This is a genomic window from Bartonella fuyuanensis (assembly GCF_014197255.1).
GTDB classification, from domain to species: domain Bacteria; phylum Pseudomonadota; class Alphaproteobacteria; order Rhizobiales; family Rhizobiaceae; genus Bartonella; species Bartonella fuyuanensis.
On sequence record NZ_JACIFE010000002.1, the window covers coordinates 185,499 to 196,721 of the forward strand.

General features: G+C 33.9%; 9 protein-coding genes, 2 tRNA genes and 1 pseudogene. 7 read left to right on the forward strand and 5 right to left on the reverse strand.

The window, feature by feature from the left end:
* Positions 1-55: 55 nt before the first annotated feature.
* The 4 genes from GGR08_RS02175 (at position 56) to GGR08_RS02190 (ending at position 1,560) form a co-directional block, all read left to right on the forward strand.
* Positions 56-589 (forward strand): flavin reductase family protein, encoded by a 534-nt coding sequence (locus tag GGR08_RS02175; RefSeq protein WP_183193767.1) that lies wholly within the window; start codon positions 56-58, stop codon positions 587-589.
* Positions 590-964: 375 nt separating this feature from the next.
* Positions 965-1,041, forward strand: a tRNA-Pro gene (locus GGR08_RS02180).
* Positions 1,042-1,129: 88 nt separating this feature from the next.
* Positions 1,130-1,435 carry an ETC complex I subunit gene (locus GGR08_RS02185; protein WP_183193768.1) on the forward strand — a complete coding sequence of 102 codons (306 nt, stop codon included), beginning with the start codon at positions 1,130-1,132 and terminating at the stop codon, positions 1,433-1,435.
* 48 nt (positions 1,436-1,483) lie between these two features.
* Positions 1,484-1,560, forward strand: a tRNA-Arg gene (locus GGR08_RS02190).
* Positions 1,561-1,624: 64 nt separating this feature from the next.
* Here the strand turns inward: GGR08_RS02190 and dksA are convergent.
* From dksA to GGR08_RS02205, 3 genes are all read right to left on the reverse strand, one after another.
* On the reverse strand, positions 1,625-2,041 hold the full coding sequence (gene dksA / locus GGR08_RS02195; protein ID WP_183193769.1) for an RNA polymerase-binding protein DksA: 417 nt from the start codon (positions 2,039-2,041) through the stop codon (positions 1,625-1,627).
* Positions 2,042-2,720: 679 nt separating this feature from the next.
* Positions 2,721-3,410 (reverse strand): DnaA regulatory inactivator HdaA, encoded by a 690-nt coding sequence (hdaA, locus tag GGR08_RS02200; RefSeq protein WP_183193770.1) that lies wholly within the window; start codon positions 3,408-3,410, stop codon positions 2,721-2,723.
* The gene (locus tag GGR08_RS02205) at positions 3,407-4,618 is read right to left on the reverse strand and encodes an AI-2E family transporter (protein WP_183193771.1); all 1,212 of its coding nucleotides are present in this window, start codon (positions 4,616-4,618) and stop codon (positions 3,407-3,409) included. The genes hdaA and GGR08_RS02205 overlap by 4 nt, the downstream gene beginning before the upstream one ends.
* 159 nt (positions 4,619-4,777) lie before the next feature.
* Here GGR08_RS02205 and purM point away from each other — a divergent pair, with 159 nt between their 5' ends.
* Together purM and purN are read left to right on the forward strand one after the other, a co-directional pair.
* Positions 4,778-5,869, forward strand: coding sequence for a phosphoribosylformylglycinamidine cyclo-ligase (gene purM / locus GGR08_RS02210; RefSeq protein WP_183193772.1), 1,092 nt, complete (start codon positions 4,778-4,780; stop codon positions 5,867-5,869).
* Positions 5,866-6,477, forward strand: coding sequence for a phosphoribosylglycinamide formyltransferase (purN, locus tag GGR08_RS02215; RefSeq protein ID WP_183193773.1), 612 nt, complete (start codon positions 5,866-5,868; stop codon positions 6,475-6,477). The genes purM and purN overlap by 4 nt, the downstream gene beginning before the upstream one ends.
* Before the next feature lie 280 nt (positions 6,478-6,757).
* Here the strand turns inward: purN and GGR08_RS02220 are convergent, their stop codons facing one another.
* Entirely contained in the window at positions 6,758-9,301 is a 2,544-nt protein-coding gene (locus GGR08_RS02220) for a response regulator (protein WP_183193774.1), read from the reverse strand.
* A 213-nt stretch (positions 9,302-9,514) separates the two neighbouring features.
* Between GGR08_RS02220 and GGR08_RS02225 the strand changes: the two genes are divergently transcribed.
* Complete coding sequence (locus GGR08_RS02225) at positions 9,515-9,991, forward strand: flagellar biosynthetic protein FliO (protein WP_183193775.1); 477 nt, start codon at positions 9,515-9,517, stop codon at positions 9,989-9,991.
* A gap of 1,097 nt (positions 9,992-11,088) precedes the next feature.
* On the opposite strand, the pseudogene GGR08_RS08130 reads toward GGR08_RS02225, so the two are convergent.
* Positions 11,089-11,223, reverse strand: a pseudogene (locus GGR08_RS08130) (tyrosine-type recombinase/integrase); the annotation flags it as partial.

An 11,223-nucleotide genomic window follows, 5' to 3' on the forward strand; every position in this document is an offset into this window, starting at 1 on the left:
TAGGTCTTTTATGGAAAGATCTCTTGAAATTTTAAAGTTTTATTAAGTGAAAGATATGTCGAATCATAAAACATATTTAATGCCTGAACTTCAACGGAATATTACAGTTTCTTCGCAAGAATATCGAGATGCTATGAGTCTTTTTGCAGGAGCTGTGCATATTGTGACAACAAATGGTGTTAAGGGAAAGCGTGGGGTGACAGTTTCGGCATGCTGTTCTTTATCTGATACTCCTCCAAGCCTTCTTGTGTGTCTTATGCGCCATAATCTGAATAATCAGGTATTTATGGAGAATGGAAATTTTTGTGTTAATAGCTTGGCAGGAAAACATCGTCCATTAGCGGATGTTTTTTCGAGACATTGCAATTTTACACAAAATGAGTGTTTTAATGTTGCACAATGGGGAACTTTGCAGACGGGGGCGCCTAGTCTTTCAAATGCTTTAGCGTCTTTTGATTGTCGTTTGATTTGTTGGCATGAGCACTCAACCCATAGTGTTTTGATTGGTGAGGTTGTTGCAATCAACTGTAATCAGGAAAAGGATGCTTTGATATATTTAAAACGTGGATATCATATTTTGCCTTTATGAAGATTTTATTTTTTTGTATTAATGAAATGATTTTATTGTTGCTCCGTTTAAATTTTAGTGCCATGAGGAAGAAGAGGGGAGATGGCTCTGAATATTTGAATTTTCTTCTTTTTTAGGTTTATTAACAAATAAGCGAGATAATTTTCAAATGAGATTTGATTAAGAATTCAGGATTCACAGAAAAGCAATCAAGATCAATTAGTGCATATGGATGTTATTTCCTACTTCTGTCAATAAATATATTATTAAGTAGAACAAATTTAGAAATGTTCTTTTTTTGTAAAGAAATGCAATAAAATTAAAAAAAAGTATGTTTTTCTCTTGCACTTCTGTTGTGAAAATTTTAGGAAATGTGCATCAAATAAATGTAAATGACGGAGCGTAGCGCAGTTTGGTAGCGCACCTGATTTGGGATCAGGGGGTCGTAGGTTCGAATCCTATCGCTCCGACCATATTTGTGAGGTATTTGAGAATGTCCCTATTGGATACGCGTGGTGAGAAGCCATCATTCGAGCGTTGTGTAATTGGAAGGGAAAAAGCATGATTGCACGTATTTATAGTCCTGCTAAAACAGCTATGCAATCAGGAAGGGCGGGGACAGGTTTTTGGATTCTGCAGTATGAACCAATGAAAGCAAAAATGTTAGAGCCTCTTATGGGGTATACGGCAACATCTGATATGAATAGTCAAGTGAGAATCCGATTTAATAGAAGAGAAGAAGCAATTGCTTTTGCACGCAAGAATGCTATCCCTTACCGTGTAGAAAAGATGCATATGTCGATTCGGCGTGCTGTTTTTTATTCTGATAATTTTCGCAGTGATCGGCAGCAATCTTGGACACATTGAATTGAAAATGCTATTTTGAGTTGAGAAAATAAAGGAAATAATCAGTTAGGTCCCGTAGCTCAGCTGGATAGAGCAACGGCCTTCTAAGCCGTGGGTCACAGGTTCGAATCCTGTCGGGATCACCAGATTTAAATAATGTCAATAGGCTACAAGAAAATTGAAAGCTTTTGTTTATCATTCATATGGATTTTAATCATCGCGATAAACTTTTTCACGTCGTTCGTGACGTTCTTGTGCTTCTAATGATAAAACAGCAATTGGCCGAGCCTCAAGACGCTTTAAGCTAATGGGTTCACCGGTTTCTTCACAAAAACCATATGTCCCATTATCAATGCGCTCTAAAGCAGCATCTATTTTTGAAATAAGTTTTCTCTGACGATCACGGGTGCGTAATTCAATTGTTCGATCCGTTTCACAAGATGCCCTATCGGTCAAATCGGGTTGGCCAATATTCTCATCCTGTAAATTTTCCAAAGTCTCACGAGCCTCTTTTAATATATCATTTTTCCAAGAAACCAATTTAGCGCGAAAATACGCCTTTTGCCGTTCATTCATAAAAGGCTCATCTTCACTAGGGCGATATTGACTATCAATCTCTTTGCTCATATAATGAAAAACCTCCACATCTGCTATGTGCGGTCTATATATTGCGCAATACCCATCAACACAAGAGTAAAATATTTTTTTGTAACAATCGATAAATATATTCGTACAAAAATAATTCATGTTAAAAAAACATAAATGTTTCCATAAGATTTTCATAATTTTATACTGCTTTAAGCAATTCTCATCATACCAGAACGCATTCTACCGATGTAATTTTAGAGAAAAGACTTAAAAATCATAAAAAATTTCCCTAAGAAGAAATATAAACCAATAATCTGCACTGTGCTTATATAAAATCTAGCTGTATCGATTCTTCACCCTTCTTTTTCTATCCTCTTAAGGGCTCTTCTTCAAAAAACTCTAGATTCTCTTACACTCCAAATTCAAAACAATAAACATTTTTTCAAACTCTAAAAGTCTTATTATAAAGAAAGTAAAGACCTCTTTTTAAAAACATTTTCAGATGCAAAAATATATAAAATGCTTGGAAAAGCTATGAAAGAATACAACATTATACAACAAAATCTCGAAGCCATTTAAATTAAACACATTATAAAAGCAAAAGACACTATTTTTTACGCGTAACAGATATCAAAAAAGAAAAAATTAAAATGACTTTTCTTTCCCCATATTGAAATAATATTAGAGGAAAGAACAAATAAACTAAGATAAAGAGTGTTTACAGAATTCTTTTATTCAAAACTTCTGCAATAACAGCACGCGTTATTTTTCTTTTTCTTTGTAATGCCAACTGATCAACAGAATCAATAATACGTTTCAATGAAAATAAAGACCGTTCACAACGACTTACAAGATAATAAACAGTATCTGGATGCACAATAAGTTGCTTATCGGAAAAAAATTTAAAGGCAACAGCTGTTAACAATGCATCATCAGGCTGCTTCATTTCAACTAACATGACCGAATTAAGACGACTTTTTAGATCATTTAATTTTAAATTCCAAGCTGAAGGGAGTGTTCGTGCAGTCATCAATAAAGTAGCTTGCCGCGCATCAAGATTTGCTTGTTTAACACTGTTAATTAAATGAAAAAGCTCTGTTTCACTAATTTCCTCTGCATCAATATCTTCCATTAAAAATGATTTGCCTAAAGAAGCTATAGCAACAGCCTGATCAACTTCATTATGCTGAATTCTGAATGCATTTGCTTTTTGTAGCCATATACCAGAAAAATGCGTTTTCCCAGATCCTTCTTTTCCTACAAGAACTGCGATAGGCAAACCCCAATTAGGCCAGCGATCAATAAGCTGAAAAGCCATACGATTGCTATCTGTTACCACTAAATCATCAAATTGAAAAATCGGATTATGAGGAAAATTTAAAGATAATTGCGTTTCATGCCCATTCATTTTAGCGGCTCCGAATTTCCACTTCGCAAATACAACTGAGAATTAAGATACGTGTGAAGAGCAAAACGAACTAAAACACCAACAGCTGCCGCTGCGGGAACAGCAACAAGCATACCAGTAAAACCAAAGAGTGAAGAAAAAGCAAAAAGTGAAAACATCAACCACACGGGATGTAACCCCACTGATGAACCCACAAGTTTTGGTTGGAGAATATAACCTTCAATAAATTGGCCAATTAAAAACAGTGCCATCACAATGACGATTCCCTCCCAATTATTGGGATAAAATTGGACCCAAGCAATGCTAACAGAAAACACCAAACCACTCATGGTGCCAATATAAGGAACAAAGCTAATAAGGCCAATAAACATACCAATCAAAAGACTGTAATTGAGGCCCACAATTGTTAAACCAATAGCATAATAGCCTCCCAATATAAGACAAACTGTTCCTTGTCCACGAACAAAACCTGCGATAGCTCTATCCATTTCGTAAAAAATACTACGAACAGTTTCAAGATGCTCGCGCGGTATTAACGAATCAATTGCTGTCACCATACGTGGCCAATCTAATAATACATAAAATGCTACCACAGGTGCTACAACAAATAGGCTAATGATATTAACGATAGATTTTCCTGATTTTAAAAGTGAATTCAAAAGAGATGTGATAAAATCAGAACCTTCTCCCAAAAATCCTTTAATATTACTCCGTAATTCATTGGGATCACTGCCAAAATAACGCCTAATCCAATCGAAATCATGCTCACCAAAAAAGGTTTGAATACGATTAATATAAACGGGTAAACCATCACTCACAAATTGTTGTATTTGCCAACTAATAATAGGAATCAAAATAACTAAAGCAGCAACAAACGTAATAACAATAAATAAGGTAATGAGGACAGTACCAAACATGCGACGAATACCAAATTTTTCAAGTAGTTGAACAACGGGATTAAGAAAATAAGCCAATACAATCCCTGCCACAAAAGGCAGCAAAATCGATCCTAAAACCAACATAAAAAAAATGAAAAAAATCAGCGTACAAAGCCAAAAAAAGATTTGCTTTTTCATATTATTTGGCAACGGTAATTGAGTATATGCTGGCACATAAGTTTTATAACGGTTACGGGACGTATTCTCACTCACTTTTTTTCTCATAAGTTGCCAAGAAGATTGGCCATGGTTATCTGATATCTTGCTCATAAAATGTCCTAAAAAAATTCTACACAAAAAATTATAAACATCTTCAAAATGATGTACAAGAAAAGTTGCTGATTTTCTTATCAATATCTCTTGCAGAGAAAGCTCTATCATGGCATTGCAGAACATTAGAACCTGATTTTCTATTAAAGGAAGTCTCCAATGAGCAATCAAGATCTTACAAAGAATAAACTCAAGACTACTCTTACCTACGCACAAGCTGGTGTAAGTATCGATATGGGTAACGCTATGATGGAAAAAATTAAACCCTTGATACGCGCAACAAAACGAGTGGGAGCAGATGCAGAAATTGGTGGATTTGGTGGCCTTTTTGATTTAAAAGCGGTTGGCTTTACAGATCCTATCCTTGTAGCAGCCAATGATGGTGTGGGTACAAAATTAAAAATTGCCATTGAAGTTGGTATTCATAATACTATAGGTATTGATCTTGTAGCTATGTGTGTCAATGATTTACTTGTACAAGGGGCTGAACCTCTCTTTTTTCTGGATTATTTTGCAACGGGAAAACTTGATCCTGAACAAGGTGCTGCAATCGTTTCTGGTATTGTAGAAGGATGTAAACAAGCTGGCGCTGCTCTTATTGGAGGAGAAACTGCAGAAATGCCAGGAATATATGCAGAGAAAGATTATGATCTAGCAGGTTTTGCTGTAGGAGCATGCGAACGCAACATGCTACTTCCTTCAAAAGATTTGATAGAAGGCGATATTATATTAGGTCTAAGCGCCGCTGGAATTCATTCCAACGGCTTTTCACTTATTCGGCGAATCATCCAGCAAAGTCATCTACAGTGGAATGATCCTGCTCCTTTTGCACCCCAAAACAGCCTTGGTCTAGCACTCCTTACACCAACACGCATTTATGTAAACTCGCTTCTTCCTATCATGCGCAAATATGAAGGAATCAAAGCTCTTGCTCATATTACGGGTGGAGGTTTTCCTGAGAATATTCCACGTGTCATTCCATCTTCTCTCTGCGCTGAAATTAATCTTTCTGCCATCAATGTTCCAGCGGTATTTTCATGGATTGCCACACAAGGTAAAATAGAAAAAACAGAAATGTTGAGAACTTTCAATTGTGGTATTGGCATGATAATTATCGTAGCACAACACGCAGCTGAAAAAATTACGCAGGCTCTTAAAAGAAAAGGAGAGATTGTAACCTCACTTGGTATTTTAACAAAACGCCAAGATCAAAATGAAAGAATAATTTATAAAGGAATATTGCATTTATGAAAAGAAAAATCGTTGTTTTCATTTCTGGGAATGGGTCCAATATGGTCGCTCTTGCTCAAGCGAGTCAACAAAAGGAGTATCCTGCTGAAATTGTTGCTGTTATTTGTGATAATCCGCTTGCAAACGGTATTAAAAAGGCGCAAAATTATAACTTACCTATTCATATTGTTGATCGTAGAATCTACAAAACAAAAGAAGAGCATGAAGAAGGTATTTTTACGATTTTAGATCAATATAAGCCTGATTTTCTCTGCTTTGCAGGATATATGCGTCTGGTCTCATCCCGTTTCGTAAGACTTTACGAAGAGCGGATTTTAAACGTTCATCCTTCTCTTTTACCTTCATTTAAAGGTTTAAACACACATGAAAGAGTTTTACAAGCAGGCGTAAAAATTACTGGTTGCACTATTCATCTTGTTACAGAAGATATGGATTCAGGAACAATCCTTGCCCAAGCAGCTGTTCCAGTCTGTATTCATGATACCGCTGAATGTTTAGCACAGAGAGTTCTTAAAGCAGAGCATAAACTCTATCCCGAAGCTTTAAAAGCATTTATTAAAGGAAATGGCAAAATGGTAGATATGCAACAACAGCTTTTATCCTTTTGAGTATAACAGCAATCTATGGAAGAGCATTTTTTAGTATTATAGATGCAGTTTATCGTCAATACTTAATACTTGCACTTTCTAGAAGATGACATGATAAAGTTTATTATTTTGTAATTTCGCACAAAACGTGCGATTTTTTTGAATTTTAGTTAAATTTCTAATTTGGTCTTCTTTATTCAACTTTCTAACACTACCACGAGCCTTAGTTATCAAAATACTCTCGTATTTCACCTAAAAAAATCTTATAATACATAATTTTTCTATTGCGTAATTTTTTGTCTCATGACGAAAGTGTTTCTTTAACTTTTAGAGCTAACTGTTTGAGTGTAAAAGGTTTAGATAAGAAACCAAAAACAGCATCTTGTGGAAGATTTTTAGCAAAAGCATCCTTTGCATATCCAGAAACAAAAAGAAATTTGATATCAGGATATTTTTTACGTACTTCCTTAAGTAAAGTAGGACCATCCATTTCTGGCATCACTACATCGGAAACAATAATATTAATAGTTTCTTTTTTTTCTTCAAGAAGAGACAGTGCTTCCACTCCACTTGCTGCCTCTAAAACCGTATATCCTCTCATTTGAAGAGCTTTTACTCCCCCCATTCTGACAGCATCTTCATCTTCAACCAATAAAATAGTTGCAGATCCTGTTAAATCTATATTTTTATCTTTTTCTTCATTTTTTTCAATTTTCTGAGAAATTTCTCCTTTTATATCTGAGATATAACGAGGAAGAAAAATATGAAATGTTGCTCCTTCTCCTTCTTTACTTTCACAATAAATGTATCCCCCTGTTTGCTTGATAATTCCATAAACCATTGATAAACCAAGACCTGTTCCTTTTCCAACTTCTTTTGTTGTAAAAAATGGCTCAAACATTTTTTCTTGTATAGCAGCAGATATACCACTCCCTGTATCTGAAATAGTCAATTGCACATACTCACCAATTGCTAAACCAAGATGATTAAATTCCATACTTTGTCGTTTTGTGATATTATTTGTCGCAATTGTAACAATACCTCCATTTAACATAGCATCACGTGCATTAATAACCAAATTCATAATAACACGCTGAAAAGATGCTTGATCAACTTCAACGCTCCATAGATCTCTTCCATGAATGATTTTTAACTGAATATTATTACTCAAAAGTGGTAAAATCAGATTGCGAATATCTGATAAAAACTCTGTAAAATCAATCGCTTCAGGTCGAAGTGTTTGCTTTCTAGAAAAAGCTAATAATTGTTGTACAAGAGCCGCTGCACGATTAGCATTATTTTTAATATTAATAAGATCAGCATGCGCAGGATCAGAACTACGATGGGTATTTAAAAGAAGATCACATGACATTAAAATCGCTGTTAAAACATTATTAAAGTCATGAGCAATGCCACCAGCCAATTGTCCAACAGCTTGCATCTTCTGACTTTGGATCATTTTATCTTCAAATGTTTTTTGTTCCGTTGTTTCAATGATAGAGATAATGACCAAATCTTGCAATGGATCACCATGATATAGTGGTACAGACATAACATGGAGACGTAAATGGCGTTCTTTATTCTTTTCTAAAACAGTTTCTAAAGAGACAAAATAATTTTTATTTGTCGCAATTTTTTGAAAGGCACGCTCTAACTGCACACGATCACGACGAGAAATAATATCATAAAAATTGATAGTTTTATCCATACAGCCTGTAAGTGATGAAAAAGCATTATTCATATGAACCAATTGCCCTTCTTGATCCACTACAGCTATTGCAAAAGGATTCGCATTAAAATATTCTACTAATAGGCTAGGTAATTTTAATTGATCATTTTCTTCTTTTCGTATTTGTTGTGGAATTATTACAACACGATAAATGGCTTCCTCCTCTGAGAAAGCAGACGCAGATATAAAACAATGAAATATTTTTTCACAATTCGGCTGTGAATTTAAGCATAACGAAAACCTATAAGGCGAAGCATAACCTGAACTTTGGTATCTATTGGTTTGCAAACAAATATCACTCCAGGAGATTTTAGCTCCAACACTCTCAAATAACGAATCGATATTATATTGGCCAACCGAGAAATTTGCTAAATCAATTGAAAACCATTCGGCAAAAAACGCATTAGTATAAAGAATTGTTCCTTGTGTATTGACTGATACAAAACCAACAAGCGTTTGATCCAAGTGATTGATAGCCTCTTGAAGGTTCGAGAAAAAAACTTCTTGCGTTTGTTGTAAATGCGAAATATCAGCAATACGCCAAAATAAAAGCTTTTTTTTTCGTTTTGTAATAGGTTGAATGGAGATATTATACCGAGCAGATTTTTTGGGTATCGAATCGGTAAAAATTGGCTGCTCTGCTCTTAATTCTTCTTGTGCTGTAAGATTATTCCAGGCTGCAATCTTTAAGCGATACGAAAGCGCACCTGCCCCTGGAAGATTAGCAATAACCATATAACAAGATGCTTCAGGTTTATAGGTCAGAATTTTTCGATAGTTTTGATTAGAATAATAAACAAAACCCAAAAGATCAGAGATTACAATTACATCGTCGCTACTATTAAAAATGCTAAAATCACAATCTTCATGCAACCACAATGCATGGTATTTTAAAATTCCTACTCCACTCAAAATGAGTGTTGTAACACCGATAATTGCTAGAATCAAAAAGGATATCAAGACAGCTTTTTGCAAATAACTTTGTGGATAAAAAAAACCTAAAATGCTCACAATGAAAAGAAAAACTAATATAAAAATAATACCCCAAAACATAACTCTTCGATGAAAAGAAGACGAAGACGCTGATCTTTCACTATTCTCAAAACCTTTATCCATCTTGCTTTGCCTTAGATTATAGTTGTTTCTTATGTCACGAAACTTCCTTTATATTCATTGTTATAAAGTATATACTATGATATTCTCTTTCTAAGAAAGCTTACTTAATGTTTAAAAGTTTATTTCTTGTATTTAAGCGAGCCTTTTGAGGGTAAGTTTCTAAATTTATCACAATAAAAAATGATATTTCCATGCCAAAATGGGAGAAAATTTATGTATATCTGGTTATCAAACCAAATAGGTTTATCTGCTGCAAATATAATTATAAGCTTTTTGCTTTTTATAATAACAATCGCAGCTATTACCATAGTTATCGTGTTTTTACGCCGTTTAAATACGGCAAGATTCAGAGTTAATAGAGAAAAAAGCCCATCGCGATTAGCAGTATGTGAAACAATTTCTATAGACCGAATACGCCACCTCGTTTTAGTCCGTTGCGATAATAAAGAACATTTACTTCTCATTGGTGGATTAACAGATGTGGTTGTAGAATCCGATATTACTAGTACACCTAAAATGCAAAAAAGAGAGACATCCCTTCATTCAAGTCCTCTTCTCCCAGAAAAAAATAAAAGGTTGGATAAAAACTCCCTTTCTTTTACGAATCAATCTGTGAGAGATTCAGAAATTACAGCCGAAATTGAAGGACGGCAAGAGCCATCTTTATTTATTCCTACCCCTCAAAAATAAAATCATTTTATATCTAGCTGTTTTGGTATAAAATGATGTTATACTGCCTTCTATTTAACCCATAAAGTGCTTTAAATTGTGATACAAAATCTCGTATTATCGCATGTGTTTCTGCTAATTTTCTTCATTTATTGCTGATTTTTTAGTGCCTCCTGCACTACATATTTTACAAAACAGATTGCTAAAACCTTCTTTTACCAGCGTATTTTCACTATTTTTTAAATGAATATTCTATTTCTTGATGATTTCTTTTAAATTGATTCTTTTCTGTTTTTAGGTGAATAATATTATTATATCTTTTAGTACGATTTTTGGTAAGGCTTGTTTTTAAGACATGATGAAGTCCATTGAGAACTGTTTTTACGAAAAAGTTAAAGAATTTTATCTTATTTCTGTATAATTTATATAATATGCTAGAGGTATCTTAGTATTACACAGCGATTTTTTTCAATTACATGATAGAATGTTATGTGACAAAACTAAGCATTCTAAAATTCGGATGACGAAGGGCAATTATTACCGTTTATTTTATTTCAGTAGAAATGCAGTACGAATGAAAAGGCTTTTTGGCATTTTTTACTCTTTTAATATTTCATGACAGTGTGTAATAAGCAAGCTTAAAATACCGAATCTGAAAACTAAGTGTTTTCTATATTAAAGTGGCTGTTGTTACTCTAGCTATTTTAGCAACAAGAATATGCCAGTAAACATGAAAGAATTAAGAGAAATAAAGAGTATGTTAGGAGATGAACAGTATTTTAGAAAAAATAGATGTTTGTCATGAAATTTTTATAATAAAATCTTTAAGATTCATTAGGTCATTAAATTTTAGGTGCGTTAAGAGTTAAAACATTAAAATAAAAAATTCAGCAAAATGTGCGTTTTTTAGAGTGTACATTAGAATATTTTATTTCCTTATTTTTATTTGGATGCCCTTTATCTTAAAAATGGCTATATAAAATCAATATGTTATTTATCTTATAGGAGTTAAATGGTGGGCGTGACAGGCAAAAAGAAAGCAAATAAATTCAAGGAATTATGTTTAATGTAAGGTGATAGTTGAGTCTTGATTCTATTATGTTTTTTTAATTCTATCCCTAATTTTTTTGAAGTTTTTTTATGGCTTCAAGAGCCAGTTTTTTACGATCTGCGCTCTTTGTATAAAGAGATGCCATTTGATCTTCTGTCCAGCCAAAAATTGCTTTGAGTTGTGATACAGTTGCCCCTGAATT